The sequence below is a fragment of the Natrinema versiforme genome (assembly GCF_005576615.1).
Taxonomy (GTDB): domain Archaea; phylum Halobacteriota; class Halobacteria; order Halobacteriales; family Natrialbaceae; genus Natrinema; species Natrinema versiforme_A.
The window spans coordinates 42,151-67,386 of the sequence record NZ_CP040331.1 but is presented as its reverse complement, the minus strand read 5'-3'; the positions used below and the strand labels follow the sequence as shown (position 1 = coordinate 67,386).

Annotated in this window: 30 protein-coding genes; 20 read left to right on the top strand and 10 right to left on the bottom strand. The window is 59.3% G+C overall.

Translation table 11 applies throughout. From position 1 onward, the window contains the following. Positions 1-2 precede the first annotated feature (2 nt). The 4 genes from FEJ81_RS18945 to FEJ81_RS18930 all read right to left on the bottom strand — a co-directional run bounded on the left by FEJ81_RS18945 (position 3) and on the right by FEJ81_RS18930 (position 3,137). Positions 3-1,016 carry an aldo/keto reductase gene (locus FEJ81_RS18945; RefSeq protein WP_138246869.1) on the bottom strand — a complete coding sequence of 338 codons (1,014 nt, stop codon included), beginning with the start codon at positions 1,014-1,016 and terminating at the stop codon, positions 3-5. Positions 1,017-1,018: 2 nt separating this feature from the next. After that, positions 1,019-1,399 (bottom strand): cupin domain-containing protein, encoded by a 381-nt coding sequence (locus FEJ81_RS18940; protein ID WP_086215018.1) that lies wholly within the window; start codon positions 1,397-1,399, stop codon positions 1,019-1,021. A gap of 156 nt (positions 1,400-1,555) precedes the next feature. Continuing rightward, positions 1,556-2,407 carry an aldo/keto reductase gene (locus FEJ81_RS18935; RefSeq protein ID WP_138246868.1) on the bottom strand — a complete coding sequence of 284 codons (852 nt, stop codon included), beginning with the start codon at positions 2,405-2,407 and terminating at the stop codon, positions 1,556-1,558. Between the two features lie 52 nt (positions 2,408-2,459). Then, positions 2,460-3,137 (bottom strand): helix-turn-helix domain-containing protein, encoded by a 678-nt coding sequence (locus FEJ81_RS18930; protein WP_175416490.1) that lies wholly within the window; start codon positions 3,135-3,137, stop codon positions 2,460-2,462. Positions 3,138-3,396: 259 nt separating this feature from the next. On the opposite strand from FEJ81_RS18930, the gene FEJ81_RS18925 reads away from it, so the two are divergent. The 8 genes from FEJ81_RS18925 (at position 3,397) to FEJ81_RS18890 (ending at position 10,881) form a co-directional block, all read left to right on the top strand. Further along, positions 3,397-4,056: a helix-turn-helix domain-containing protein gene (locus tag FEJ81_RS18925; RefSeq protein ID WP_138246867.1), complete on the top strand. Its 660-nt coding sequence runs from the start codon at positions 3,397-3,399 to the stop codon at positions 4,054-4,056. A gap of 55 nt (positions 4,057-4,111) precedes the next feature. Next, the gene (locus tag FEJ81_RS18920; protein ID WP_138246866.1) at positions 4,112-4,876 is read left to right on the top strand and encodes an SDR family oxidoreductase; all 765 of its coding nucleotides are present in this window, start codon (positions 4,112-4,114) and stop codon (positions 4,874-4,876) included. 314 nt (positions 4,877-5,190) lie between these two features. Next, positions 5,191-5,877, top strand: coding sequence for a DUF6166 domain-containing protein (locus tag FEJ81_RS18915; protein WP_138246865.1), 687 nt, complete (start codon positions 5,191-5,193; stop codon positions 5,875-5,877). Next, positions 5,877-6,008, top strand: a complete 132-nt coding sequence (locus FEJ81_RS24255; protein WP_008458061.1) for a hypothetical protein — start codon at positions 5,877-5,879, stop codon at positions 6,006-6,008. Before FEJ81_RS18915 ends, FEJ81_RS24255 begins: the two co-directional genes overlap by 1 nt. 658 nt (positions 6,009-6,666) lie before the next feature. Further along, positions 6,667-7,209, top strand: a complete 543-nt coding sequence (locus FEJ81_RS18905) for a hypothetical protein (protein WP_138246864.1) — start codon at positions 6,667-6,669, stop codon at positions 7,207-7,209. Positions 7,210-7,282: 73 nt separating this feature from the next. Further along, a complete protein-coding gene (locus FEJ81_RS18900; RefSeq protein ID WP_138246863.1) occupies positions 7,283-7,672 on the top strand; it encodes a hypothetical protein in 390 nt (129 codons plus the stop codon). A gap of 282 nt (positions 7,673-7,954) precedes the next feature. After that, positions 7,955-9,655, top strand: a complete 1,701-nt coding sequence (locus tag FEJ81_RS18895) for a DUF262 domain-containing protein (protein WP_138246862.1) — start codon at positions 7,955-7,957, stop codon at positions 9,653-9,655. Positions 9,656-9,723: 68 nt separating this feature from the next. After that, entirely contained in the window at positions 9,724-10,881 is a 1,158-nt protein-coding gene (locus FEJ81_RS18890) for a hypothetical protein (protein WP_138246861.1), read from the top strand. Positions 10,882-10,899: 18 nt separating this feature from the next. Here the strand turns inward: FEJ81_RS18890 and FEJ81_RS18885 are convergent, their stop codons facing one another. Next, entirely contained in the window at positions 10,900-11,244 is a 345-nt protein-coding gene (locus FEJ81_RS18885; RefSeq protein WP_138246860.1) for a winged helix-turn-helix transcriptional regulator, read from the bottom strand. A gap of 78 nt (positions 11,245-11,322) precedes the next feature. Between FEJ81_RS18885 and merA the strand changes: the two genes are divergently transcribed. The 3 genes from merA (at position 11,323) to FEJ81_RS23845 (ending at position 14,276) form a co-directional block, all read left to right on the top strand. Continuing rightward, positions 11,323-12,777 carry a mercury(II) reductase gene (merA, locus tag FEJ81_RS18880; RefSeq protein WP_138246859.1) on the top strand — a complete coding sequence of 485 codons (1,455 nt, stop codon included), beginning with the start codon at positions 11,323-11,325 and terminating at the stop codon, positions 12,775-12,777. A gap of 115 nt (positions 12,778-12,892) precedes the next feature. Beyond that, on the top strand, positions 12,893-13,912 hold the full coding sequence (locus tag FEJ81_RS18875; RefSeq protein ID WP_229504792.1) for a dihydrolipoyl dehydrogenase family protein: 1,020 nt from the start codon (positions 12,893-12,895) through the stop codon (positions 13,910-13,912). Next, positions 13,836-14,276, top strand: a complete 441-nt coding sequence (locus FEJ81_RS23845) for a hypothetical protein (protein ID WP_229504791.1) — start codon at positions 13,836-13,838, stop codon at positions 14,274-14,276. The genes FEJ81_RS18875 and FEJ81_RS23845 overlap by 77 nt, the downstream gene beginning before the upstream one ends. Before the next feature lie 58 nt (positions 14,277-14,334). Here FEJ81_RS23845 and FEJ81_RS18870 read toward each other — a convergent pair whose 3' ends face one another. Next, positions 14,335-14,889, bottom strand: a complete 555-nt coding sequence (locus FEJ81_RS18870; protein ID WP_138246858.1) for an ArsR/SmtB family transcription factor — start codon at positions 14,887-14,889, stop codon at positions 14,335-14,337. A 131-nt stretch (positions 14,890-15,020) separates the two neighbouring features. On the opposite strand from FEJ81_RS18870, the gene FEJ81_RS18865 reads away from it, so the two are divergent. Then, positions 15,021-17,297 carry a heavy metal translocating P-type ATPase gene (locus tag FEJ81_RS18865; RefSeq protein WP_138246857.1) on the top strand — a complete coding sequence of 759 codons (2,277 nt, stop codon included), beginning with the start codon at positions 15,021-15,023 and terminating at the stop codon, positions 17,295-17,297. Here FEJ81_RS18865 and FEJ81_RS18860 read toward each other — a convergent pair. Beyond that, positions 17,294-17,500, bottom strand: a complete 207-nt coding sequence (locus FEJ81_RS18860) for a heavy-metal-associated domain-containing protein (protein WP_049938502.1) — start codon at positions 17,498-17,500, stop codon at positions 17,294-17,296. The two genes, FEJ81_RS18865 and FEJ81_RS18860, sit on opposite strands and share 4 nt — an antisense overlap. Positions 17,501-17,631: 131 nt before the next feature. On the opposite strand from FEJ81_RS18860, the gene FEJ81_RS18855 reads away from it, so the two are divergent. The 4 genes from FEJ81_RS18855 (at position 17,632) to FEJ81_RS18840 (ending at position 20,408) form a co-directional block, all read left to right on the top strand. Next, positions 17,632-17,847 carry a hypothetical protein gene (locus FEJ81_RS18855; RefSeq protein WP_089649990.1) on the top strand — a complete coding sequence of 72 codons (216 nt, stop codon included), beginning with the start codon at positions 17,632-17,634 and terminating at the stop codon, positions 17,845-17,847. A gap of 123 nt (positions 17,848-17,970) precedes the next feature. Then, positions 17,971-18,972, top strand: coding sequence for a DUF6610 family protein (locus FEJ81_RS18850; protein ID WP_011222476.1), 1,002 nt, complete (start codon positions 17,971-17,973; stop codon positions 18,970-18,972). A 71-nt stretch (positions 18,973-19,043) separates the two neighbouring features. After that, entirely contained in the window at positions 19,044-19,391 is a 348-nt protein-coding gene (locus FEJ81_RS18845; RefSeq protein WP_138246856.1) for a hypothetical protein, read from the top strand. Between the two features lie 87 nt (positions 19,392-19,478). After that, a complete protein-coding gene (locus FEJ81_RS18840) occupies positions 19,479-20,408 on the top strand; it encodes an ArdC-like ssDNA-binding domain-containing protein (RefSeq protein WP_138247158.1) in 930 nt (309 codons plus the stop codon). A gap of 125 nt (positions 20,409-20,533) precedes the next feature. Here the strand turns inward: FEJ81_RS18840 and FEJ81_RS18835 are convergent, their stop codons facing one another. Both FEJ81_RS18835 and FEJ81_RS18830 read right to left on the bottom strand, forming a co-directional pair. Next, on the bottom strand, positions 20,534-21,229 hold the full coding sequence (locus FEJ81_RS18835) for a nucleotidyltransferase domain-containing protein (protein ID WP_008524579.1): 696 nt from the start codon (positions 21,227-21,229) through the stop codon (positions 20,534-20,536). Continuing rightward, complete coding sequence (locus FEJ81_RS18830; RefSeq protein ID WP_138246855.1) at positions 21,226-21,897, bottom strand: helix-turn-helix domain-containing protein; 672 nt, start codon at positions 21,895-21,897, stop codon at positions 21,226-21,228. Before FEJ81_RS18830 ends, FEJ81_RS18835 begins: the two co-directional genes overlap by 4 nt. 228 nt (positions 21,898-22,125) lie before the next feature. Here FEJ81_RS18830 and FEJ81_RS18825 point away from each other — a divergent pair, with 228 nt between their 5' ends. From FEJ81_RS18825 to FEJ81_RS18815, 3 genes are all read left to right on the top strand, one after another. Further along, positions 22,126-22,947, top strand: coding sequence for a hypothetical protein (locus tag FEJ81_RS18825; RefSeq protein WP_138246854.1), 822 nt, complete (start codon positions 22,126-22,128; stop codon positions 22,945-22,947). A 74-nt stretch (positions 22,948-23,021) separates the two neighbouring features. Further along, entirely contained in the window at positions 23,022-23,273 is a 252-nt protein-coding gene (locus tag FEJ81_RS18820) for an AbrB/MazE/SpoVT family DNA-binding domain-containing protein (protein WP_092893732.1), read from the top strand. After that, positions 23,274-23,708: a PIN domain-containing protein gene (locus tag FEJ81_RS18815; protein WP_092635736.1), complete on the top strand. Its 435-nt coding sequence runs from the start codon at positions 23,274-23,276 to the stop codon at positions 23,706-23,708. A 37-nt stretch (positions 23,709-23,745) separates the two neighbouring features. Here the strand turns inward: FEJ81_RS18815 and FEJ81_RS18810 are convergent, their stop codons facing one another. Then, on the bottom strand, positions 23,746-24,669 hold the full coding sequence (locus tag FEJ81_RS18810) for a helix-turn-helix transcriptional regulator (RefSeq protein ID WP_138246853.1): 924 nt from the start codon (positions 24,667-24,669) through the stop codon (positions 23,746-23,748). Between the two features lie 137 nt (positions 24,670-24,806). Here FEJ81_RS18810 and FEJ81_RS18805 point away from each other — a divergent pair, with 137 nt between their 5' ends. After that, positions 24,807-25,133 (top strand): hypothetical protein, encoded by a 327-nt coding sequence (locus FEJ81_RS18805; RefSeq protein ID WP_138246852.1) that lies wholly within the window; start codon positions 24,807-24,809, stop codon positions 25,131-25,133. Positions 25,134-25,236 lie beyond the last annotated feature (103 nt).

Genomic DNA, 25,236 nt, shown 5'->3' with positions numbered 1-25,236 from the left:
CTCTAGTTGGCTTCCGACCCAGGGACAGGAGCGCCAGCAATCGGCAGGGGCTCGTACGGTTCTTCCAAGTACTCTATCTCTGAATCCGTCAGGTCGATATCGAGTGCTTCGACGGCTTGTTCGAGATGTTCGACGCTCGTGGTGCCGATGATCGGCGCATCAACGACGTCCTGGTGGAGTAACCACGCCAGCGAGAGCTGTGCCATCGTCACCCCCTTCTCCGCAGCGAGTTCCTCGACGCGCTCGTTGACGGCCGGTCCGCCGCCCATCCGGTACTCCTCGTGCGTCTCGGTGAGCTCTTCGCCGCGGGTCGTTGCCGTCATCTCTTCGTGGGGACGGGTGAGGTATCCTTGTGCGAGCGGACTCCATGGGATGACGCCGATGTCTTCTTTCTCGCAGAAGGGGAACATCTCCCGCTCGCCTTCGCGGTAGGCGAGGTTGTAGTGGTCCTGCATCGTCACGAACTGTTCGAGATCCAGGAGCTCGCTGGTGTACAGTGCCTCGGCGAACTGGTGAGTCCACATCGACGACGCGCCGATGTATCGAACCTTCCCGCGTCGTACTGCGTCATCAAGGGCACGCAGCGTTTGCTCGATGGGTGTCTCGTAGTCCCACCGGTGGATCTGGTAGAGGTCAACGGTATCCATCCCCAGTCGGTCTAACGAATTCTCCAGTTCCTGTTCGACAGTCTTCCGGGAGAGTCCCGACGCGTTCGGGTGTGGTTCGTCTGCATCGGAGAAGAGGTTCGTGGAGAAGTAGCATTTCGTGGCGACGACGTGTTCGTCGCGGTCGTACTCTCCGAGAACGTCCCCGATGATCTCCTCGGACTCCCCGTTCGAGTACGCGTTGGCCGTGTCGAAGAAGTTGATACCGAGGTCAATCGCGCGTTCGATGATCTCGCGCGAGCCCTCCTCGTCGAGCGTCCAGTCGTGCAAGTCGCTCACGCCGAAACTCATCCCGCCGAGACAGATGCGGCTGACCTCCATTCCGGTCGAACCGAGAGTAGTGTATTCCATGGTTATGGTTCTTCGAGGGCAGTTACTTCAGATCCGTCCGGTTCAGCCATGAAGGCGAGGTGGCTGAACGGCGAATCGGCATTCCGTGTGTTCCCGTGCCAGTGCTCTTCATCAGGCTCGAAGACGATCAGGTCGCCCTCCGAGACCTCACGTTCTCCGTTGCGGGTCGCGACGATTCCTTCGCCTTCAGTGACGTACAACACCTGTACGCCAGCATGCGTGTGGAATTTGGTTCGTTCTCCCGGTCGGAACGTAACTTCCACCGAGCGGACGGTATTCCCGTCGAACTCGCTCGAAACACCATCCGAAACGAGCGCCGTCGTCACTTGGGCCGGGTGATCGGATTCTTCTCTATCAGCGGACGGAACGTTTGTCACATCCATATTTTGTACGTATGCGAATTGCGGGTTTGATATCCAAGACTTCGATGCTATCTGGAAACCGTATTTAACTCCCGTCGTCTCTGAAGTGGCGAAGGGGATACCGGAGATCGCGTCTGAGAGACGGATAGGTCACGTAGAGAGAGCGCTCAGATCAGCTCACGTGTCCCGTTCAGCCTCCCCCAACCACTTCACCATCTCCGGGTCTCGGTGGTCGAAGAACTGGCTTTCTCCGTCGTCTAGTTCCGAAATCGTCTCCATTTCCTCCGTGGTGAGTTCGAAGTCGAAGACATCGAAATTCTCGGCGATCCGGTCGGCGTGAACCGACTTCGGAATAGCGACGATTTCGCGCTGGATGAGCCATCGAAGCACTACCTGTGCAGCGGATTTGCCGTGGCGGTCTCCGATCGTGGTCAACACGTCGTGTTCGAAGATGTCGTTCTGCCCTTCGGCGAACGGCCCCCACGACTCGTGTTGGATGTCCTGTTCCTCGAGGAATGCTGCATCCTCGATTCGCTGGTAGAAAGGATGTGTCTCGATCTGATTGACGGCTGGGACGACATCGTTGTGGACCATAAGGTCCATCACGCGGTCGGGATGGAAGTTGCTGACCCCGATCGCCCTGATCTTACCGTCCTCGTAGAGGTCTTCCATAGCCTGCCACGAACAGTGGACGTCGCCGTAGGGCTGATGAATCAGAAACAGGTCGAGGTAGTCGAGGCCCAGTCGGTCCAGCGACCGCTCGAACGCGTCCAAGGTGGCTTCGTAGCCAGTGTCCTGTACCCAGAGCTTCGACGTCACGAACACCTCGTCTCGCGGCACGTCGCTCTTCTGGATTGCCCGCCCGACCGCCTCCTCGTTCTCATACGACGCCGCGGTATCGATGAGTCGATACCCCGTATCGAGTGCTTCCGAGACACTGCGTTCACACTCGTCGAGATCCTCAATTTGATACGTTCCAAACCCGAGAATCGGCATCTCCACGCCGTTGTTGAGCTCGACTGTCTTCATAGTAGGTTTCTGTCTACCAGATCAGAGGGACTACGGTCAGATAGCGACGGTGCTAATTGGAAACCGTGTTTAAGTGCTCCTGTGTTTGGAGCGCCGAAGAAAGTAGCTGCCGCTCACCCCGCCTGAGGAGTCTCGAGAGCGAGGGTTGTGAGATGCCGAGTTCCGCAGCGAGCTCCTCGGTCGAGGTCTGGCGTGGGCTCTCGTAGTAGCCACGAGAGAGCGCGAGTGTCAGCGCCTCATATTGCCGTTCAGTCAACCCAAACGGGATAGCATCGTCCGATGCAGCGGAAGTGGAGGTCATCGAGATGAGGTCGAGCGAGATCCCGTAGTTCTCACAGCGGGTCCGGGACTCCATGAACGCATCACGGTCCTTGTACACTTTCCTCTCGTACCATCCGTCCGGTGTGACGACGGTCGGCTCGAGTTTGGCCGCTACGGAACTGCCCCCACTGAATACTTCCGAGATCGCGTCGTCGAGGTCTATCGTAAGGTTGTGGACGGTTTGTTCGCCCGCGTAGCCGATTGTTGTCGCCTCTTGGACTTCGTCCAGCGATTCCAAGTCGGCTTCTGAGACGTTGATCTCGGAATCAATTTTGACGATGAACATCCGGGCGTCCTGTTCGAAACAGAGTCCGTGAACGCACTCAATTTGGTCTGGCGGGAGTTTCTCAGTGATGCTGACCAGTGGGAGAGACGGTGAACTGAGGGAGAACTCAGTCGTAATTGTCATACATGGACGTATGCTTCACCGGTAGTTAACGTTCGGGACTCCGTGTTTACAGGGACTCCTCCGACAGGAAATGGTCTATGTAACCCCCAACTTCCCGTAAAGCAAATCAGCAGATCCGACGCTTGGCGCGTTGGGTACGGCTGATGGATGAAGGGATCTCGGCAGCTCTGGTGGGTAGCTGATCCGTTGTGACCTCAGAGATCGAAATTGGTCCGGTAGACACAGGAACTTAACTGACAGAGGCGCCTAATACTGTGTAATGACCGTCACTACAGAATTTTACCTCCGATCATCGTCTCTTCCACTCGTCAGTATCACGACGGAACTCCAGCCGGACGAAATCACATGTACGCATGCGCTTTGTCTCCAGCCAGATGTCCAAGCGTTTGTCGTCGAAATCGACATCGACGACGACGTCTCCGAAAAGGAACTGGCTGCGCTCGACGAAGTCGAAGAAGTAACCCTACTCGGAGAAACAGACGACAAGACCGTCTACGAACTCCATGTCGATCTTGATGATACTCCCTTCGAGTCGTTCGACAACAGTCGCTCTGGGGTAGCCAAAATGGAATCGACGACCATCACACCAGAGGGCTGGCGTGAGACGAAGGTTTTCAAAGACCACGAGACGTTCAACGAATTCCGTATGACGTGTGAAGACAACGGGATTTCATTCGAGCTCATCTCTATCACGCCTGACCCGTCCAGCTCTGAGAACCAGCTACAGGATGGGTTAACCGACCGGCAACGTGAGGCACTGAGGCTCGCCATCTCCCGTGGGTACTACGAGAGTCCGCGCCAAGTCACAGCCGAGGAACTCGCTGAGGAACTAGATATTTCACAACCCTCACTGTCAGCTCTCCTCCGACGCGGCGAGCGTCGACTCCTCACTTCCTCGCTCGGCGAGCCGGCCATATAAACCCCCTTTCCAGATAGCATCACCCTCAACGCCGTCATGCTCCTCCTTCCAGTTGATGTCAGACGATTTCGGCTCCGAACTGGATGGAAAGGTTGCGATTGTCACTGGAGCGTCCTCCGGGATCGGTGAGGCGACGGCAAAGTCACTCGCATCCCGTGGCGCCAGTGTTGTCCTCGCTGCACGACGGGAAGGTGAATTGGAGGCACTCCAAACACAGATCGAAGCGGACGATGGCGATGCACTCGTCGTACCGACCGATATTACGAACGACGACGACATCGACGCGCTCGTCGACGCGACGACCGAAGAATACGGTCGAATCGACATTCTCGTGAACAACGCGGGATACATGCCTCTCACCCACATCGCTGATGCGGATCGGGAGACGCTTCAGACCACTATCGACGTCAATCTAACTGGCCTAATCACACTCACCCACGCAGTCATTCCGACGATGCTGGAGCAAGAGAGCGGTCACATCGTCAATCTCTCCTCGGTCGTCGGACGGTTCCTCATGGAGAACGGGTCGCACTACAACGCGGCAAAGGCCGGTGTGAAGATGTTCGGCGATTCACTCCGGTTGGACGTTGCGGCAGACGGGATCAGGGTGGCGACAATCGAACCGGGCTCGGTCGCGACAGAACTCCTCGAACACATCCCTGACGACGAAATCAAAGAGGGTATCGAGGAATACGCAGCGGGGCTGCGTCCCCTTCAGCCGGACGACATCGCTCGAACGATCACGTTCGTCGTCTCGCAACCACCCCATGTCGATATCAACGAAGTCCTCATCCGTCCGACCGATCAAGTCCAGCCCTAACACAATCCCGGAATGGATCTACCCTACTGAATAGTCGGAAGGCGTGTTGGTTACCCCCCATCAACGGCCTTGAGGAGGGTTATGTAGCGACGGATGATTTGTTTTGTTCAACTAGCATAACCAAGCCCGCTTGGCGGGGAAACTGTCACATTCGAACCCGGAGCTTACCATGTGCTATGCAGGTCTATTGAGCAGGTGTTTCGGTGCCTTCTACGGTCAGTAATTGGCCTAGAATTCATGTTCCATTCCGGGGCGGTAGTGTTTATTGCCCCCGAGAGGGGTGCGGGGGTCACCGAACCGCCCCCGAGCAACGAATGAACAGGAATGTACCTATGGCCAGTTCGGAATCGGTTCCAGTTGCATCGCCCGGTCAGTCTCACCGAGACGCAGTCGAGTACGTCGGCTTCCGCGTCGACGGCCAAGCCGTCGTGCTGAACCTCTCGGAGCATCGGCGGCTCTCCCTCGAACGCAGTCTCGACCTCGTTAACCACAGTCCAAGCGGATTCGAGTGGGGATACAGTGGCAGCGGGCCCGCCCAGCTCGCGTGCGCACTCCTACTCGACTACTACGACGATGAGCAGTTCGCCCGTGAGCACTACATTGCGTTCCGGAATCAAGTGGTCTCGCAGCTGGAGTGCGACGGTGCCGCGGCGTGCTGGCACCTCCCCGGCGAGGAGATCGACGCCGCGATGGCGACCCTTACCGACGACGTCGTCGCCCTCGCCGACGGCGGACGGCCGTCACCGACGCTCCCCGAGAACTGGCGAGCCGTCTCTCGCCCTGATCGAAGAGTGTTCCAGCGCGCTGATCGCGACCACTACATCGTGCTCGGGGATGGAAGCGACGAGTGGCTGGTCGTGCTCTGCAGCCAGGGTGACCGGGCATATCCTGCCCCGCTCGCACATCGGACAGTTGTCGAGGAGGCTGACGTGGAACGGGTAATCCAAGAACTCGCCGAAGAGAGCAACGACCTCATCGAACCCCCGGAGGGGGAGCACTGATGGAGACGCTTCGACTGGCGCGAGCCACCCATCAGCTCCTCGAACGTGGTGTCGAGGCGCTCGAGAAAATCGGGCGTGAACTGGAGCGATACAACGACCGACAGGAGCGCACCGACGACACCGACTCGTGACCGAAACTCACTCTCTAGACCAAATACGGAGTACCGGCTTCCAATATACGCCTACCCCCGAGGGGTGCTCGTGTCCCATCCATCGGGAGGGGCAGCCGGTCACGGCGCCGCTCGGTTTGCGGTTCGCAGAGCGCGTCCATATCGAATCGATCCCGCGCCATGTCGCCGGCGCGATCTACGAAGCACATCACTCCTATATGGACGATGTCCCCCGGACGAATCTCGTCCATCACGGACTCTGTTACCAGGACCAGCTACTAGGTGCGATTACGTGGCGCTATCCGCTGATTCGCTCGCTGGAGTACGACGGAACGCGATTCGAGGGTAACGAAATCGTCGAGGCAGCACGGATTTGCATCGGCGTCGATTTCCCCAATCTCGCCTCTGCCGCCCTCGCCCGGTCGATGGAACGATTCGTGCGTCGGCACGGTCGGCGACGAGGCGTTCGGCTCCTGCTGACGTTCGTGCGAGCCGACTTCGACGGCTCGATGATCAAAGCGCTCAGAGACAAGGGCTGGCACTGTGCCGGTAAAACGGACCCCGGCCAAGCGGGAAATCGCCCCGATAAGCAGATCCGAGAGCAGCCAAAGTGGCGGTTTCTCTGCGAAGTTCCAGCTGAGTCCGACCGGGAACAGGCCTCACTCGGGAGGTGGTCCCCGTGACCACGAATGCCAGTCTCGATGAATTCGGAGCGGAGGCTGATTCGGACAGCCAGACAGATGACGGCCCATCGGTCGTCGACCAGCTGTTGAAGCCGGTATCGACGTCGCTCGGACTACGGCTCGTCCCGGGCAGGGGTGACCCAATATACCTCCAAAACAGGGGGACCGAACGCTACCTGTTCCGAGATGACCACGAGCGATGGTTCATCCTCCAGCCCTCAGCCAAGAAATCGGTCGACGACTTCGTTCGCTGGGTGTATCTCCCCGAGGACAAGCCAACCGAGATCGCCCGAACAGCGATGGGGCAACGGACGGTTCTCGGCTACAGGTACGTTACGCGGAGCGAGGCCCCCGAGCCGGTGGCGACGACGGTGACAGCGATGTTCGTCAGCGAGCCTTGGCCCGATGCCACCTACGAGTGTGGATCCTGTAGTAGAGAGTTCGACTCACCGCAAAGCCACGCTCGGCATTGCTGGGAAGCACACCCCTGGGTTCCAATACCCGAACAGGTCCGTCGTCAGCGGAGTACTGACCCCTAAAAGTCGAACACTTGAAATATTACGCCGAGTTCTTTGCCGTACACATATAGTGAAAGAGACGAGAGATGGTAATATGGCGACAAGGATGGCCACCCGTCTCGAGAACTTTTTCGAGCAACGAACAGATGGACACCTTCGTAGTATCGTGAAATACGAGGAGAATTCATACGAGATCGTCTATCTCAGGGATGATGTCGCTGAGCAATATACTACCGAGGAGATTGAATCCGCGATTGACGATTCTCGGATGGAATCATTAACTGCTCCAATCTATGAAGACACCTATTCCGGAGACCACGGAAATCTCACCTGCTTGGTGCAGTGCTTCGAGAACGTTATTGAGATGAACTTCGTCCTTGAGGATGGTGTTGGGGCCGCCGTCGCTCTTGATGCTAAAGCAATGGCTGATGCTCACGGACTGGTAGCTGAGGCAAGGCGAATCGTCCTCGAAGAACGAGAGTAGTCGCTGACAACAGGCCATCCAGCTGCCTTTTGTGAAGTTCGTCGCGCCTTTCAGCGAAAAATTCGATTAACCCCCTATTCGCGGGGCCGAGACGATGCAATCGCGAATTGGTGGGCGTTGCTGCTTCAGGCGACCGAAACGACAGATCAAGAACCCATATATTCAGCTACCGAACCGTAGACCTCTACAAAGGACTGAATCACGGCGGTATAGGACGATTCTATCCGGTGACTTCCCTTATGTTTATGAGATTCGCATTAGGTGGTTATCATAGATTCACGAATGGACGCCGAAGATCAATTTCTCCAGAACGTATTTGCGGGCGAGAAGCAGTTTGTCATACCAGTATTCCAACGGAACTATTCGTGGGGACAAGAGGAATTAGAAGCTCTCTGGTCTGATATCCAGAATCTCTTGGAAGCCGACTCAATCTCGGAAGAACACTTCATTGGGACTTTCGTCGTTATGCCCGGCAACCACCGACCCGGGACAGTTCCCGAATATCTCGTGATTGACGGACAGCAGCGCCTTATTTCACTCACGCTGTTTTTGAGCGCTATTCGTGACTACGCAGCCGAAATCGGAGGCGAACAGTACACGAACTTCGCTGAGGAGATCAACAAGAAGTATCTTATCGACGAGTTCAAAGACGGGGTTGAGAAATTCAAGGTCGTCTCCCGCGCTGAGGACCGAGACGCCCTCTTTGCAATCGTTGAACAGGAATCTGTGGATGGGGATTTGGCGGATACTTCGATCTATAGCAGCTATGAGTTCCTCTATGAACGGATTGACGACCTCAACGGCGACGACGAACTACAAACCTTAGATCGGCTCAAACAAATCATCATCCAGCAGCTTCCACTGGTGATGATTACGACGTCTGAAGATGAGAATCCCTATGCGATTTTTGAGACGTTGAACGAGCGTGGACTCCAGCTTGAGGAATCGGATCTTATCCGGAATCACGTCTTTATGCAGCTATCTCTGACCGAACAGGACCAGTTCAACGACGATCACTGGATGCCATTCGAGCAAAAATTCGAAGAAACAGACCGTCATGGCGGGGTCGATCTCACTGAGTTCTATCGGGATTATATGATGCGAAACGGTGAATACGTCCAGAAGAATGAGATCTATCATCAGTTCAAGCAACGAACCGCAGACCTGACTCCTCACGAATTGGTTGACAAATTATCGTACTATGCCGATCTGTACCTCTGGATCCATCGGCCTGGAACAGCCCCCCGTGAGGAGCTGACGGATGCGCTAGAACGCATCCAGTATCTGGAAATCGGGACTGCCCACCAATTGATCCTGAATTTGCTTGACCGGTGGAACTCCGATGAGCTCAGCCTCGATGAGCTCCTCGACATCCTTCACGGACTAGAGAGCTTCGTGCTCCGTCGATTCATTTGCGGTCGTAGTACCCGAGGGTACTATCGGACGTTCCCAATTGCGGCCCGCTCAATCGAAGATGGCAACGAGAAAGAATCGCTGTTCGCCTATCTGGAGAGTCAAGGGTGGCCTGATGACGCAGAACTCTTCGATAATATCAATCGGTTCGATATGTACAACCGGGATAAGAAGAAAACGTGGCTTATTCTCTGGACGCTCGAAGAGCAGTTCGGCCACCAAGAGCCAGTACAGTACGATGAATTAACGATAGAGCATGTGATGCCCCAGACCATCGATGACAACGAGTGGGGTGACGAATGGAAGGATCTGCTCGGCGAAGAGTGGGAGCGTATTCATGACCAGTGGTTACACGCACTAGGTAACTTGACTCTCAGCGGGTACAACCCCGAACTCTCGAATCGGCCGTTCGCGGAGAAGCGAGAACTCCTTATGGAAAGCCACGTCGAACTGAACAGCTATTTCGAGGATTTGGAACGCTGGACTGAGGACAATCTCAGGGAACGTAATCAAGACCTCGCCGAGCGCGTCGCATCAATCTGGACAACTCCAGATATCGACGATACGTAGCGTTTGTTTTGCGCCTGCGATGGGTGCAGGCGCGGTTCGGAACGCATTGCGCCTGTGGAATGGAATCCATGAAAGACCCAGAGACAGCTACGGTCTTCGCAGGCCTCGATGGGCGAACCGTCACCGAACTACCCGACTGGTACGCCGAGCAACACGGGGGTCCCGAACCGATCAGCTTCAGTGCGGCGATTCGAGAGATTCCCCAGGCAGTCGACACAGCAGTCGCGTATCGCAACCCGTACACCGACGAGTGGGTCGAAACAGAGCGGTTCAACGCAATCGTCGAGCCATCCCGGCTACAAGCAGAAGCAGACGGTGATACCGAAGCAGAGTCGCTATTTCACATCCCGACTGACTCCTACTCGATCATCAACCCCGTCGACGTCTACGGGCCGCTAGAGGAGGTCCTTCGCGAGGAGACCATCGACGGGACGCCGCTGGGCGAGGTGATGTTCGGCGAGATTCGGCGCTACCGCGGGGGCGGCGAGGTCCACATGGACATCATGTTCGACGGCCTCGAGGTGCGCCTGCCCGGCCGGTCGGACCCGATCACGATGGGCGTCACGTCGGGCTACGACTTCTTCGGCGAGCACGCCGTCTACGTGGAGGGGTTCGCCCAGGATGGCTACTGCTCGAACACGATGCGCTCGCTCACCGACAAGGAGGTCATCAAACACGTCGGCGACGTCCGGAACTTCCACACCTGGTGGGAGGAACTCCTCGCACAGGTCGAACTCGTCGCCGACGACCTCTTCGAGTTCATCCGGGACGCCCAGGATATCGACCTCGACTTCTCGGAGCTCCCGTTCACCGTCACGGAGTTCTACACCCTGTTGGGGTTCCCAGACTACCTAGCCGAGCGTGCCGCCGGCGATGCAGAAGCCAATGCGGCGTCGCCCTTCGAGATCGATATGTGGACGCTGCATTCCGGCGCGACGTACGCTCTCACCCACTTCTTCCAGGGGAAAGAGGGGGCCTCCCTCGATCAGTACGTCCGCATCGCCAATGACACCCTGTTCAATCCAGAGGGCACCATCGAGCGCGTCGAGCAGGCGTACGAACAGCAGCTAGAGGCGGACGGCGACGACGGGTCGCAAGCCTCGCTGGAGGGTGAACGAGCGCTGGCGAGCATCGAACGCGTCAGCGACGACCTGCAGGAGAAAGTCGAGCAGTTCGAAGAACGCGAGGATGCGCTGCGTGACCGGTTCCAGGATGCGATGAGTTGATACTCGAACTTCCGTCTCTCAGTTGTTTTCTGTTGTCCACTCGAGTAACGGTTCCAGTCGTATTCGAACCTCGTCGCCGTCGTCAGTCAACGCGTATTCGACACGCGGCGGAATTTCGTTGTACTGCGTCCGTGAGACGAGCCCTGCCTCCTCGAACTCGTCGAGGCGTTTCGAGATCGTGGACGTGCTTGCCGTCGGGAGGTGGTCCTCGATCTCCGCGAACCGCAGTGAATCGTGTGCGCCGATAATGCTGACGAGTTGCATCGCGTATTTCCGGCTCAACGTGTCGATGACACCCGTGAGTGGACAATAGCACGTGCCGTCGACGTCACAGACGGGTGCTGATGAGGTGGTATCTGCCATAGCTTTGCGGCCTCCAACTTACTCCATAGCTTTGGACTCCGAAGTATAAGCCCTTCCCGTCGTAAAGTAATAGTACGCGTGACGAGCGACTCTCAATACGATCTCGTGATTCTCGGCGGCGGTGCCGCAGCCTTCGCCGCGATTACCGAAGCAAGCCGCCGAAATCTCTCGACGGCGATGGTGAACACCGGCCTGCCGATCGGTGGGACCTGCGTGAATGTCGGCTGTGTTCCGAGTAAGCATCTGCTTGCCGTCACCGAGAGCTGCGCTGCAGCGTCGGAGAACCCCTTCGACGCCGTTCGATACCCCGAGGAGCCGACCGTTGACTGGGCCGACGCACTCGACGGAACCGACGAACTCGTCGAACGGTTCCGCCAGGAGAACTACGTCGACGTCGCTGAGCACTTCGAGACTGACATCTACGAGGGGTACGGCCAGCTGGTCGACGACACAACCATCGAGGTCGTTGAAGGAACCGACGAAGGTACGCGTATCACCGGGGAGAAAGCCCTGATCGCGACCGGAAGTTCACCATGGGCGCCACCCATCGACGGCCTCGACGACATCGACTACTACACGAGCGAAACCATCCTCGAAGAGCGGGACCTCCCGGAGCGCATCGTCATCATCGGAGGCGGCTATATCGCCCTCGAGTGGGGGCAGATTCTCCACCGCGTCGGCGTCGACGTGACCATCCTCCAGCGCTCCGAGCGTGTCCTCTCGGGAATGGAAGGCCAGCTCGGGCGAGAGATGCAGCGCGCATTCGAAGACGAAGGGATCGATGTGGTCACCGGCAACGACTTCCAGCGCGTGCGCACATCAGCAACTGACGGCGGGGTCGAAGCAATCCAATCGGGCGTCATTGTCGAGACAGTCGTCGAGGGCACCGAGCAGACGGTGACCGGGGACGCATTATTCGTCGCGACCGGTGTTCAGCCCAACAGCGAGGGTATCGGCCTCGAATCAGTAGGAGTCGAAACGAACGACAACGGGACGATCCACGTCGACGAGCACTTCCAGACCACGAATCCCGACGTGTACGCCGGTGGCGACGTAATCGGCGAGCCCGAACTGGAGACAGTCGCCGCCAAGGAAGGCAATCACGCCGTCAAGAACGCCTTCGGCGATGAAGGCGTCAGCATCGACTACGATGCGGTCCCCGCAGTCGTCTTCACAAGTCCCGAGGTCGCAGCCGTCGGGACGACCGAATTCGAGTACATGGACGAACACGGCACCTGTTCCTGTCGGACCGTTCAGATGGAGGACGTACCGCGAGCGAAAGCTGTCAAAAACACGGATGGCCTCGTCCAGGTCGTCAAGCACCACGAGACCGACGAAATCGTCGGCGTCCACATGGTCGGGCCCCGTGCCGCTGACATGATTATGGAAGCCACACTGGCTGTGAGGTTCGGCCTCACCATCGACGACATCATCGACACCGTCCACCCGTTCCCGACGTTCTCCGAGGCGTTCAAACACGCCTGTCAGGCGTTCCGCCGGGACACGGCTACGATGAGCTGCTGTATCGAGTAACCCCCCACCAGCATTATCCAAATTATGACCGAGGCCAAGAATACAGTGACGTCCGCATTGTGTATAGACCGAGAAGCAACGGCTAGCGACGACACCATCTGTGGAGGGCAGACCGATGAGTAACGGATACGACTACGACCTGCTTGTCCTCGGCGGCGGGATGGCTGGCCTCCCGGTCGCGATGAAGTGTGCGTATTCCGGGATGGAGACGGCGCTCATCGAGGAAGACCTCCTCGGCGGCACCTGTCTCAATCGTGGATGTATCCCGACGAAGACGATGCTCCGGAGCGCAGAGGTCGCAAACCTCGCTCGCCGGAGCGAAGAGTTCGGTATCGACATCGACGGCGCCATCGAGGCCGACATGGACGTAATCGTCGACCGCAAGGACGACGTCGTCGAGACCATCCGCGAGGGGGCCTATGAGAACGTCGAGGGCAACGAGAACATCAACTTCGTCGAGGGCCATGGCGTCTTCGAATCTCCACACAAGGTCTGCGTCGACGACCGCACGCTATCAGCCGAACGGGTCGTCATCAATACGGGTGCTCGCCCAGCGAAGCCACCGATTGACGGCCTTGAGGATGTGGATGTCCACGACAGCACCGACCTGCTCACCCTCGACTCAGTCCCCGACTCGCTGGCCGTCATCGGCGGTGGCTACGTCGGTTGCGAGTACGCCCAGATGTACAGCCGGTTCGGCGCTGACGTCACCGTCTTCCAGCGAAGTGAGCGCCTCCTTCCACAAGAAGAACCAGAGGTGAGCGGGGTCATTGAGAGCGCCTTCGAAAACGAGGGAATCACCGTTCAGACCGGTGCGCCCGTGACGGCACTTGCGGAGGCCGACGACGGTATTCGTGTCGACGCCGATGCTGACGACGACGTTTCCATCACCGTCTCGGACGTCGCCCTCGCCGCGGGCCGAACACCGAATACGGACGGTCTCCGGCTTGAAGATATCGGCGTGTCGCTCGACGATCGGGGATTCGTCGAGACCGACGACAGCTTCAGAGCGACTGCTGACGGCGTCTACGCCATCGGCGACGTGAAGTGGGCCGCCGATGTTCACCCACTCCGCTCGCGACGACGCAGACCTCCTGTATCGGCACCTCGCGAAAGACGAGGAGATCAGCATTGAGGGCCGAACCGTCCCGTGGGCGGTGTTCACCGACCCGCAGGTCGGCCACGTCGGACTAACCGAACAAGAAGCTCGGGACGAAGGGTACGAGGTGGGCATCGGCCGCCAGGACTTCGCTGACCAGGGCAAGCCGAAGGCGCTCGGCGAGATTGAGGGGTTCGTCAAACTCGTCACCGACGCCGACACCGACGAACTCCTCGGCGCGCACGTCGTCGGCGAACAAGGAGCTGAGATTGTCCACGAACTCGTCCTCGCCATCGAACTCGGCGCGACCGCCGACCAGGTCGCCGACACGATGCACATCCACCCCACGCTCCCCGAGAGCATCAACTCCGCCGCTGGTGGTGTTCATAAGCCATCGTAACGCGTCTCAAAGAGGGTCATCACGTCATAGAGCAGGCGATATTTCACCGCTAAATCGCTTACTCAGCTGTCGATAGGAGATCGTCGAGCTCCCCGGTTTCGCCGAGGTCGATGAGCGCGCGATTGAGCAGTTCCCGAACGACAAACTCCTCGTAGTGCTGGGTTTGGCAGTATTCACACGGCTTCATCTCCCTAGCTACAACCTCGATCTCGTCGCCGTGTTGCTCGGCGAGGGTCTCGATCAGCGCAGCTAGCTCTTCACGAGTCGTGTCCTGTGCCGAAGCAAGTTGCTCTCCACTACTTTCTGGAAGGTCGTACGAGAAGACCCGTGTGTTCGATTTGTAGTACTTCCGCGTCCCCCCACCAGCTTCCTCGAGACGTGCGATCTCGACCATCCCCGCGTCCTTCAGAACGTTCACGTGATGGCGCACCGTCGTCTCCGCCTTCTCCTCGCCGCGACGATGCAGTTCGTCGTGAATCCCCTCGATGGTCATCTCCTCGGTCGCGAGCATGTCGAGGATCTTCGCCCGGACGTCGTTCTCCAGCGCCTTCGCTTTCTCCGGGTCCGTCGTCACGACTTCGCGGATCGGCACGTCGGATTCGAGGAGTGCCATTCTTGTAGATACGTAAACGGACGACGACAGTAAGAGTAACGCCACGCTTCCGACAGCGGTATTAGGACCTCGAGACCGCTATAACTATCGTCGTAATGGTTATCCGCGTCGCATGGTAACCACCATCCACGATGGGAACGACACACGAACAATTCAACGTCGGGGGAATGTCCTGCTCGTTCTGTGCCGAGAGCATCAAGAAGGCCTACAGCCGAACCGATGGTGTCGAGGACGTCGACGTGAGTCTCGCCCACGAGGAAGTTCTCGTCGAATACGACAACGACCTGCTGAGTGAGGTCGAGGTGAAGGACACGCTCCGGGACCTCGGGTACACCATCCGCGACCCGGACAAAGCGAAGCGGTATGAGCAACAGCAGGCCGAACTCGCCGACGGCAAGCGCCGCCTCCTCCTCGCAGGTGGCGCATCTATCGTGGTCGCTGCCCTGATGGGGTGGATGATTCTCGTGATGGGACGCTTCGAGTCATCATCTCTTGTGATGGATCTGGTTACACTGGGGCTGGCGCTCGGGACGATGTTCGGTCCTGGACGATACATCAAAGAGAAAGCCTACCAGAGCCTGCGCCGGGGGATCTTCAATCAGCACGTTCTCTTGGAAGCAGGGGCATTCGCAGGGTTACTTGGTGGGCTGCTCGGCCTGTTCGTGTTCCCTGGCTTCCCGACCGTCCACTTCTTCGCCGTTTCCGTGTTCATCACCACCTATCACATCCTTTCGGAGTACACCAGCCTCATCGTCCGCACGCGAGCTTCCCAAGCCGTCCAAGGTCTTCTCGACCTCCAGCCCGACACGGCACGCCGCGTCAGTGATGACGGTGATGTCGAGGAGGTCCCTGTCGACGACCTCGACATCGGTGATCGCGTCCGGGTCAAACCCGGCGAGAACATCCCCGTCGACGGCGAAGTTGTCGAGGGTGAGTCTACAGTCGACGAATCGGTCGCCACCGGCGAGTCCATTCCCGAGGAGAAGGTCGCCGACGACACGGTGATCGGTGGCAGCGTCAACGAGACCGGGACGCTGCTCATCGAGGTAACTGCAACCGGCGAGGACGCGTTCCTGAACCAGGTGGCCCGCGAGATCGAGGAAGCACGGGCGATGAAGCCCGGCATCATCCAGCTCGCCGACCGCATCCTCAAGTACTTCGTCCCAGGCGTCTTGACGATTGCCGCGCTCTCGTTCCTCTTCTGGGTGGTCGCACCGCTCGCATGGGGAGCAGACCCCAACGTCCAGCGCGGGGCGTTCGCAGCGCTGGCGGTCCTCGTGCTCGGCTATCCGTGTGCGCTCGGGATGGCGACACCGCTCGCCCTAATTCGGGGTGGCGGGAAGGCGGCGAACCGCGGCATCCTGATGCGCTCCGGCGACGCCTTCCAGATCTTCCCCGACGTCGACCACATCGTGTTGGACAAGACCGGCACCATCACCGTCGGCGAACCCGCCGTCAGTGAGGTCGTCGCGTTCGGTGCCGACGAGGTGGATGTACTCACAACTGCGGCCAGTGCGGAGGCCTTCTCCGAACACCCGCTCGCTGATGCGATCCTCGAGGCCGCCGACGAGCAGGGCGGCGAGTACGCGGATCCTGACGCCTTTGACTCGGTGACCGGCAAGGGCGTCCGAGCGACCGTGGCCAGCGACGATGTGCTGGTCGGGAAACCGGGATGGCTCAGCGACGAGGGGATCGACCTGTCGAAGGGGGGCGACGACATTGAGCGACTTCAGGGCCGCGGCCTCACCGTCTCTGGGGTCGTCCGTGGCGGTGACCTAATCGGCCTGATCGGCATCGGCGACGAAATCAAAGCAGACGCCGCCGAGACCATCCGGCGGATTCGCGACGCCGGCATCACGCCCGTGATGATCACTGGCGACAACGAGCGCACCGCGAACGCGGTCGCCGAGGAGGTCAGTATCGACCGCGTCATGGCCGACGTGCTGCCCGACGAGAAACGCGAGGAGATCGGTCGCCTGCAGAAAGCCGGCCACCGCGTGGCGATGGTCGGCGACGGCATCAACGACGCTCCTGCACTCACACAGGCGGACATCGGCATCGCCATCGGCGCCGGGACCGACATCGCCATCGAATCGGCGGACATCGTCCTGATGGGTGACCGGCTCGGCGGCGTGATGGACGCATACGAGATCGGGAACGAGAGCTACCGGAAGACCCGTCAGAACCTCGCGACGGCCTTCGCGTTCAACGGGGTCGGTGTCGCCGCCGCGACCACGGGGCTCGTTCACCCGGTGTTCGCGATGCTCGCGATGGTGCTGTCCGTCTCGGCCGTCCTCGCCAACAGCTTCGCTGGTCAGCTCCTCTCCGGCGAGGGTGTCAACACCGAGTTCGCCCTCGACGACCGCACCGACGGCGAGCGTGGAGACGGCCGAGTGACAGCCGATTAAGCCACTACGTCGTAGCCAGCTTGTTCGATTGCCGCGTTCACGTCGTCGTCTGAGACTCCATCCTCGAGGACCACGTCGACCGTGTCAGCTTCGTGGTCGGCCTCGATCCGATTCACATCATCGAGGTTTCGCAGGGCGGTCTCCACGTTCTGTTCGCACCCGTTGCAGGACATCCCGGTGACTGAGATCGTCTTTCGCTCCATGCGGGCCTGTAAACACTCGCGGGGAATGACCATTACGGTAACCGTTGTATCGGTTTCATCTCTATTAGAGGTGGACATTATCGTCCGGAGAGTTGTTTGTGTCGGCCCCAAAGGGGTGGAGGCTCTTTGAGATGGGAACCACTGACGACGAAGAGAGCGACGAATTCCCTCCAGAGAAGCGTCTGGAAGCACCGAACACGGGCCTGATCAAGGCAGGGATCGCGACGATTCCCGATATGGAAACCTTGCAAGAGTGTGTAGCCTACGAGAACGCCCACCAAAATCGAACGCAGATTCTGCGCCGGCTCAAGTGGAAAGCTGAAGAGTTGCGTGAGGACGAAGGGTAAGCGCTGTCCTTAACCAACACACTCCGCGTGAGTTTCCCTATTGTTGGTTAATATGCTGTGCCGCGGTTTTTCGGGCCCCTGAATGGGCGCGGGGCGACCAACAGCCGCCTCGCGAGTTCCGTTATGTCCCTCGGTTTGAGTCCAGACTCCAGCACGGCTAGCGACATCGCTGTCGCCAGACAAGCGGACCATGTGGCGTTCCTCCATCGAGCCCCATTCGTCGCCGATTCTCTCGCCCTCGGATTTCTCCCCGGGTTTCGGGAAGACTGTGGGTACCAGACGGACCAGTACCTGAACCTCGAGATTCCTGTCGGGATGCTCGACAACGATTTTCGGGATCCCGATCTGGAGCGGTTCGTCGACCGCTTTTTCGAGTACGAACCACGTGTCGGGGTCATCGGGGACGTCGACGAAATCGACGACGTCGACGCCCACGTCGCTGCTGCTCGTGAAATCCAAGCGAGCTACCCCGAAGCTGAGCTCATCGTCGTTCCGAAGTCGCGGGCGGTGATCGACGCGATACCTGAGAACCTCGTCCTCGGGTATTCACGGGGATACGCCGACCGCCTGGCCCACGATTTCTCCGATCCAGCCGATTGGAGAGGGCGGCGCGTCCACATTCTCGGCGGGAGTCCGCCCAAGCAGCTCGACGCTATTCGACAGTTGACCCGACCGACACTCACTGACGAGCCACCGGCCGATATCGTCGGCGTCGACTGGAACGGGCTGCATCGCGGCGCACAGTTCGGTGAGTTCTGGACGGCCGACGGCTGGGACGACAGCGGTCGCGACGCCGACCACGTCACCGTCCGAAAGACGGTGCGCCACAGCCTCGCTCGGGTCCGTGAGTTCTGGAGGGCGCACGGAATCTGGCCCGAAACGACACCGCAAGACGAGGGGCTCAACGTCGAGTACGAGGGACCGAGCCCTGCCGATCTCGAGGACGCCGCCTGTACCGAGTGCGGGACGAACGTCTGGCGAACCCGCCGCGGCCCGTACGTCGCCGAGTACGATACCGGCGCAATCTGTGGATACTGCAGCTACGAGTGCTACTTCAGCCACCGTCATCGGAACAATCTAGAGGAAATCGCCGGCGATCAGAGCGTCTACCTCCCGCCGGCGTGACTTCGCGACCTGTTTTTCGTGCCCCCAAAGAGGGCGGGGGCTCCATCAAGAGTCCTCAGAGGTGACTTCCAGTGAGTCAACAACAGAGTCCCGACAACGTCTCAATCGATGAGATCCCGGTCGATATCGCAAACACGCAATCAGCAGAGGTCGATTCCGCCGACGTCCCCGGCGAAATCGAATCCATCACCCGTGGGCTCGCCGGTGAGCAGCCGCCGACGAATCCCATAGTGGTTCTCAAGGCGGCCCGGTGGTGGTACATTCACGGCAAGGGCGGCACGGATCCCGCCTTCCAGTGGGCCATCGAGTGGGCGCGTCATCTTGCGACCGACACGCCCAGTGACGTCGAGCGGTTCGACGAGTTCCTCGAGTACCTCGTCACGGTCGGCTTTGCAGACGAACGCCACGAGCTCCGCTGACCGACAGAGCGGTTTTTTAAACGCCCCTGAGGGGTGCGGCGCGGTCTGAACAGACGCAGTCGCCGTGAACTCGATTCGGTGATCATGATGTCCACGACCAGAGACTCGTCGGTCTCCTTCGACCAGACCGACACGCGATCAGACGAGATGAACAGTACCATCGAACAGTGGATCGACGACCTTGTCGCCGGCGTCGACGACGCGCAGGCCAGCGAAGAGTTCCAAGAGTGGCTCGATGTCCAGAGTCGTTTCCACGACTACTCCTACCGGAACACGCTCCTCATCAAGCGACAGTGTCCCGAGGCGAGCCGGGTGGCTGGCTACCGGACGTGGCAGGAGGAGTTCGACCGCCACGTCAAGGAGGGTGAGTCGGCCATCTGGATCTGGGCGCCGATCATCACCAAGCAGTGCCCGGAATGCGAGAACTCGCCGAGCTACCACGAGGACAGTGACTGTGAGTACGACGAGACGCCGCCCGAGGAGTGGTCGAAAGGACTGGTTGGATTCAAACCAACGGCAGTCTTCGATGTGTCTCAAACCGAGGGCGAACCGCTCCCCGAGCTGGAAACCGAGGCAGCTGGTGACGCCGACGACCTGGTGCCAGCGCTCCTTGATGCAGCAGCTACGCTCGATATCGACGTCCGTGTCGTCGACGCTGCCGAGTGGGAGCATGGCGACGCGAAAGGCGTCTGCAAACACCGGACTCTCCACGGAGGCCAGCCCGTCGTCGAAGCGAAAGCCCGCTCAAATCAGGCCGATCTCGCCGTGACGTTGATTCACGAGTACGCCCACGCACTGCTCCATTTCGATGTCGACGACGAACCCGAGCGTGCAAAACGCGAGGTCGAAGCCGAAGCCGTTGCGTACATCGTCGGGCGGTATTTCAACCTGGATACGAGCGGGTCAGCGTTCTATCTTGCCGCGTGGCAGGACGACGATGCGGAGAGTATTCAGGAGCGTCTCGGCCGGATCAGTTCGACCGCTCAGGAAATCATCGACACAGTTGTAGAGGGCTGAACACCCCCTTCCCGGCTGTTAACCAACGCCGGAGGGTACTCTGTCGACATTGTTGGTTAATTCGTTCGGCATCCCGACCCCGTGTGTTTCGATCGGTCCCGAGACATACCCATCGACAGTCGATGTTATCGTTCAGAATCGATTCGGCGCTGCTGGTCACGAAGGAACTCAACGACGGCATCGATATCCTGTTCGGGAACCGTTTGCTGTTCGAAGACTCCTTTGAATGCATCTGCGAAATCCTCCGACGTGAGGCGGTTGAGGACAGTCTCGATGCGACCAGCGAGCTTCTCGGACTCCCCGCGATGCAGATGAGTCGCGATCCGGTCGAAATCCGCGCCAGCAGCCAGCACCACTAGATCCCGAGAGTCTGCCTTGCGGCCACTGTGGAGTTTCACCGCGAACAGCAACTCCCGTTCCGGAATCCTGGCTGTTACCGGGCGACCGGTTCGCAGTTCCTCGGTGACAGAGTGCTGGGCCAGATAGCGATACGACCACTCAGCTTCCGTCTGGCGACAGCCCAGCGCGTCCACCATCGCGTCGAACCGAACCGGATTCCCGATATCTTTGGTAAACCGGATAGTCCGGCCCTCGTAGAGTTCGTTTCGCTCGACTTCGGCCGTTTTCTCGTAGCCGCGGTCGGTGAGAAGGTCCGTGTAGTCGTCGACCGCTTGGGCCGGAATGACGACGTCGACGTCCGTGGTGAAGCGTTGATTGAACGCCGCGATCGCCCACCCACCGACGAGCACGTACGGCAGGTCAGCGTCGATGACTGCCTCCAGCGTATCCAGTAGTTCGTCTTCGCGTTCACCGAGGCTCATGCATTGAGACGCGGATCCTCGTGGGACGCGTCGATATCGCGGTCGTACTCGTCGGCGATCATCTCCAACGCCGGCTCGTAGTTCACCCGGTACTCCAACATGTGCTCGATTGCCTCATCCAACGGAATAACCGGATTGCCGTCAACCCACTCGCGAGTGATCTCCCCACTCGTCGGGAACAACACGTACGAGACGGCCGCGTCGGAGTCGGTCGCGTCCGGCCGCTCTTCGATCCGGCTCGGAATCCCGAACTCATCAAAGAACGCTGTCCACCGTTCGACGTCCTGGTCAGCGACCTGGATAAAGATCGGATAATCGTCGTGGCCGCGAGCGATCTGATAGCCGCCGTGGGTCCAGACGTAGACGCCGTCGATTTTCGTGTACGCAAAGGGCATCCCGGCGAAGTGTGGAATGACGTAGCCGTCGTCGATCGAAGGGGGAACAGCGCGAGAGATGGCCGCGACGAGGTCGTAGTAGCGATCCCTGACAGCGTAATTCTCGATGTAGATGCCGTCCTCACGCCGGATGAAGCCTGCGTCCTCCAACCGCTCGATCCAGTCGTAGACCCACGAGTAGGAGCCGTCGATCTTCTGGGCGATTCGCCGGATCGAGTCACCCGGCCGGGCCGCGACCATGATCTTCGCCGCGGTCTCGTCGACGTACTCCATCATCGTTAGTTATCGGTATCGCATCTAACGGTATTAGTCTTATCCCCCGTATTCCCTATGACGTTATCGCTATACAGATATACTATTCTTAGCTCCGGTAATCCGATCCGGCTCAGCATTCGAGCAGAGAGGGGTTAACCAACAGAGGATACGATTGATCGGTATTTGTTGGTTAAGTTTTTCAGCGCCCGCCGAGGGGCGGAGGCGCACTTCCGTCTCCACCGACCCATGACCGACCAATATCTAACGACCGTTCTCGACGAGGCAGAGCGAGTCGCAGAGCACCACGAGCAGGTCGCCCAATCTTCAGACAATCCGAATCACGAGTATCTCCGGTACGCCGTCCTTCGGCTGCTCGAAGACGAGGCTGACGAGACATCGGTGGAGATACCGCAGATCGACGGCCTGACCGTCGGATACGGGGAGGATAAGGCGATGTACGAGAGCTGGGACGACGACGTCGAGTGGTGGGAGACGGTTCCGCCGCAGGCGGAATGCACTCGCTTTCGGATGTTCTACCCCGACAAGCACGAGGCTGTTCCGCGAGTCATCGTCGACGTGATGGCAGCACTCGGGGCGTGGCGTGTCTGGACTGGGAGCGCTGCCGCCTGTGGCTCCTACGATCATCGTGAGCGGCGGGAAGTCCACTACCTGTGGCCGGAAGGCCATCTGGTGGAGGAAGTACTCCACGAGCGGCTTAGTGGCCCTGCGGAAGCCGTCGCTCCCGACGGTGGCCGAACGGGCGACGTTCGCGACCGACTGGTCGTCGACGAGAACACACAGTCGCAGGACGATCTCGAGCCCCGAACGAAGCGTGCTGTCGCCGAAGCGATGGACGTTTCGCTCCTCTCGAAAGGTGGCCGCTACGAAGTTCAGTCCGCGTCCGGAAACCGGTACGAAGTCGACGTCATCGACAAGTCGTGTACCTGCCCTGACTGGCAGCAGCGCTCACCCGAAGGCGGCTGTAAGCATCTGCGTCGCGTCGATCACGAGATAAAACAGGGTCGTGTTCCACGTCCGGATGGGCGCCTTCCAGCACCCTCGAACTAGAACGATATCTTCTGGAGCGCGTGGTAGTGTGGCGGCACACTAGACTTTTCACGGCCGGTCACCTACCGTGAGGTATGAGCAGCGACAGAATCGACGCCGAAAGCAAGGTGTCTGGAAACCAGGCAAACATCCCCGCCCGGATTCGGCGTGAACTCAATATCGATGATGGCGATCAGCTCCGCTGGCAGCTCGAGGATGACGGGAGCATCCGAGTCCACGTGATCCAACAGCAAACGGGCACGTTCGCCGACTTCGACGGCTACGCTGGTGAGGAGCCGACCGATGTCACGAGCGAGCACGACGCCTGGGGCGTCGACGTCGAGTAAATGCCGCGGGCACTCATCGATACGACAGTCCTCTTTGCCGCCGCATACCGGCGAGATGGATCCCACGATGCCGCGCTCCCGGTGCTCCACGGCATCGACGACGGAACGCTCCCGGAAGCAGTCGTCCTCGACTACGTGCTCGCGGAAACGCTCAACGGCCTCACGACCCACGCCGGCCACGACGCAGCCGTCGATCTCCTCGATCGCATCGAAGAAAACGCCCGCTTCCACATCGACTCCCTCACCACCGATGCCCTCGCGACCGGGAAGGCACTCTTTCGTCAACACGAACCCCTCTCCTTCGTCGATGCCTGCATTGTGGCGTATATGCAAACCGAGGGGCTTGGCTACCTGTATGCGTTTGACGACGATTTTGACGCTGTCGAGGACGTCTATCGACTCGATACAGCAACGAATCCCTACGATCCGAACTGACGCTGGCAGACGGCACTGCTGCTGACGATGCTCGGTCTCAGGATAGTCGTACCTCGTAGTCAGCCGCCAGCTCCTGGAACTCGTCCCACGCCGGGAGCCGGTCATCTGCGACCTCACCGTGCGTCTCAAGGTAGCGGAGCAAGGCGTCGATTTCGTTTTCAAGGTCGTATTTCGCTGCCTGCTCTCGGAGATTCTCCTCGTCGACGTCGACGTGGCTGAGCAGGAGGAGGCAGTACGAGCGGTGGCGGCTGCCATCGTCGATTAACAGCGTGTGACAGCAGAGCTCCGCCGGCGAGACTGCGTCGAGGTCTTCGGAGTAGACGTAGTAGCGGTGGCCGGTGAGCAGGAACTGGAGGTCGAAGGCCGCGAATCGAGCGAGGCCGGTTTCGTGGAACGCCTCCGCGTCGATTTCCGTCTCGGCCTGGGCGAGGAATTCGTCGTAGTCCTCCCAGAGAATCGTGCCCTTCGGGGCAACGGCTTCGAGGCGTTGACGATGCAGATGGTGTGCGAGTTCACGGGCAAACTCGTGGAGGCGGTCGAAGTCGGCGTTGAAGTCATAGCGGCCGTCGGCCGTCCCGACGAGCCCACGGTCACGAAACCGCTTGAGGACGCGGTTGACCGTGTTGCGGTAGTTATCGCTCCGGTCGGCGATCTCGGAGACAGTTCGCGGCTGGTCGAGGTAGTACAGTACCTCGAGTGCTTTGCCGGTCAGTAGCTCGGGGAAGTCGATGTGGGAGTGCTGGCGGACGAGGTCCTGGTATCGTTCAACGGCACGAGCATCCGACGGGACGACTCGTTTTCGCCGGCCATCTCGTTCCGTGTAGACGAGTCCCTTTTCGACGAGGTCCCCGACGGCACGAGAGAGATAGCTCTCGCTGTGGTCGAGCTTCGTCGCGAGTTCGGAGATCGTGTCGCCGCGGTTGACCGTGGCAAGGACCTCGAGTTCGATGCGCCGGAGCACGGTGTAACATAGTACGAAACTTGCATATAAAGAAGATTCGAGTAGTGTTACAGACGGCCATCGTGAGAACCGTCTCCATCGTCTTAACCAACAAACTATGGAGTCGCGGGTAGTGTTGGTTAACACGAGAGCAGCCGATGTCCTACGAACCCCCGACCCCACCGGCGAACCTCCCAACGGAGATCGTCAACACGCTCAACGAAGCCTCATCGGAGCATCTTCGGGACGTTGCCAGCTACGCCGAGGCGTTGGCCGAATACAAGGAGCGTGAAGCTCGTCTCGAGGAGGAAGAGGCGGACGACGCCGACATCGAGGAGCGCCCCGATGACCTCCCGGACGACGTGCCAGCGAAGGCGACGATCACGATCAAGGAGATCAACGACAACCGCTACTACTACTGGCAGTGGCGGGAAGGAGATTCGGTGACGTCAAAGTACAAAGGGCCAGTGAATCCCGACGAGTAGACGAGATTGAACTGTAGCCTGATGTTCTTTTCAACGTGATTCGTAGCGTAGCAGATGACACCCCCCAGAGTGTGAATGGGTCCGGTCAACCCGGACGAGTGAA

Coding starts and splice junctions, on each gene's coding strand:
- FEJ81_RS18840 (WP_138247158.1), top strand. CDS start 19,479: ATGTCCACGACCAGAGACTCGTCGGTCTCCTTCGACCAGACCGACACG.
- FEJ81_RS18830 (WP_138246855.1), bottom strand. CDS start 21,897: ATGGAGTACGTCGACGAGACCGCGGCGAAGATCATGGTCGCGGCCCGG.
- FEJ81_RS18825 (WP_138246854.1), top strand. CDS start 22,126: ATGACCGACCAATATCTAACGACCGTTCTCGACGAGGCAGAGCGAGTC.
- FEJ81_RS18855 (WP_089649990.1), top strand. CDS start 17,632: ATGGGAACCACTGACGACGAAGAGAGCGACGAATTCCCTCCAGAGAAG.
- FEJ81_RS18850 (WP_011222476.1), top strand. CDS start 17,971: ATGTCCCTCGGTTTGAGTCCAGACTCCAGCACGGCTAGCGACATCGCT.
- FEJ81_RS18925 (WP_138246867.1), top strand. CDS start 3,397: ATGACCGTCACTACAGAATTTTACCTCCGATCATCGTCTCTTCCACTC.
- FEJ81_RS18935 (WP_138246868.1), bottom strand. CDS start 2,407: ATGAAGACAGTCGAGCTCAACAACGGCGTGGAGATGCCGATTCTCGGG.
- FEJ81_RS18820 (WP_092893732.1), top strand. CDS start 23,022: ATGAGCAGCGACAGAATCGACGCCGAAAGCAAGGTGTCTGGAAACCAG.
- FEJ81_RS18890 (WP_138246861.1), top strand. CDS start 9,724: ATGAAAGACCCAGAGACAGCTACGGTCTTCGCAGGCCTCGATGGGCGA.
- FEJ81_RS18895 (WP_138246862.1), top strand. CDS start 7,955: ATGGACGCCGAAGATCAATTTCTCCAGAACGTATTTGCGGGCGAGAAG.
- FEJ81_RS23845 (WP_229504791.1), top strand. CDS start 13,836: ATGTTCACCCACTCCGCTCGCGACGACGCAGACCTCCTGTATCGGCAC.
- FEJ81_RS18815 (WP_092635736.1), top strand. CDS start 23,274: ATGCCGCGGGCACTCATCGATACGACAGTCCTCTTTGCCGCCGCATAC.
- FEJ81_RS18865 (WP_138246857.1), top strand. CDS start 15,021: ATGGGAACGACACACGAACAATTCAACGTCGGGGGAATGTCCTGCTCG.
- FEJ81_RS18870 (WP_138246858.1), bottom strand. CDS start 14,889: ATGGCACTCCTCGAATCCGACGTGCCGATCCGCGAAGTCGTGACGACG.
- FEJ81_RS18920 (WP_138246866.1), top strand. CDS start 4,112: ATGTCAGACGATTTCGGCTCCGAACTGGATGGAAAGGTTGCGATTGTC.
- FEJ81_RS18945 (WP_138246869.1), bottom strand. CDS start 1,016: ATGGAATACACTACTCTCGGTTCGACCGGAATGGAGGTCAGCCGCATC.
- FEJ81_RS18940 (WP_086215018.1), bottom strand. CDS start 1,399: ATGGATGTGACAAACGTTCCGTCCGCTGATAGAGAAGAATCCGATCAC.
- FEJ81_RS24255 (WP_008458061.1), top strand. CDS start 5,877: ATGGAGACGCTTCGACTGGCGCGAGCCACCCATCAGCTCCTCGAACGT.
- FEJ81_RS18835 (WP_008524579.1), bottom strand. CDS start 21,229: ATGAGCCTCGGTGAACGCGAAGACGAACTACTGGATACGCTGGAGGCA.
- FEJ81_RS18900 (WP_138246863.1), top strand. CDS start 7,283: ATGGCGACAAGGATGGCCACCCGTCTCGAGAACTTTTTCGAGCAACGA.
- FEJ81_RS18805 (WP_138246852.1), top strand. CDS start 24,807: ATGTCCTACGAACCCCCGACCCCACCGGCGAACCTCCCAACGGAGATC.
- FEJ81_RS18930 (WP_175416490.1), bottom strand. CDS start 3,137: ATGACAATTACGACTGAGTTCTCCCTCAGTTCACCGTCTCTCCCACTG.
- FEJ81_RS18875 (WP_229504792.1), top strand. CDS start 12,893: ATGAGTAACGGATACGACTACGACCTGCTTGTCCTCGGCGGCGGGATG.
- FEJ81_RS18860 (WP_049938502.1), bottom strand. CDS start 17,500: ATGGAGCGAAAGACGATCTCAGTCACCGGGATGTCCTGCAACGGGTGC.
- FEJ81_RS18915 (WP_138246865.1), top strand. CDS start 5,191: ATGAACAGGAATGTACCTATGGCCAGTTCGGAATCGGTTCCAGTTGCA.
- FEJ81_RS18885 (WP_138246860.1), bottom strand. CDS start 11,244: ATGGCAGATACCACCTCATCAGCACCCGTCTGTGACGTCGACGGCACG.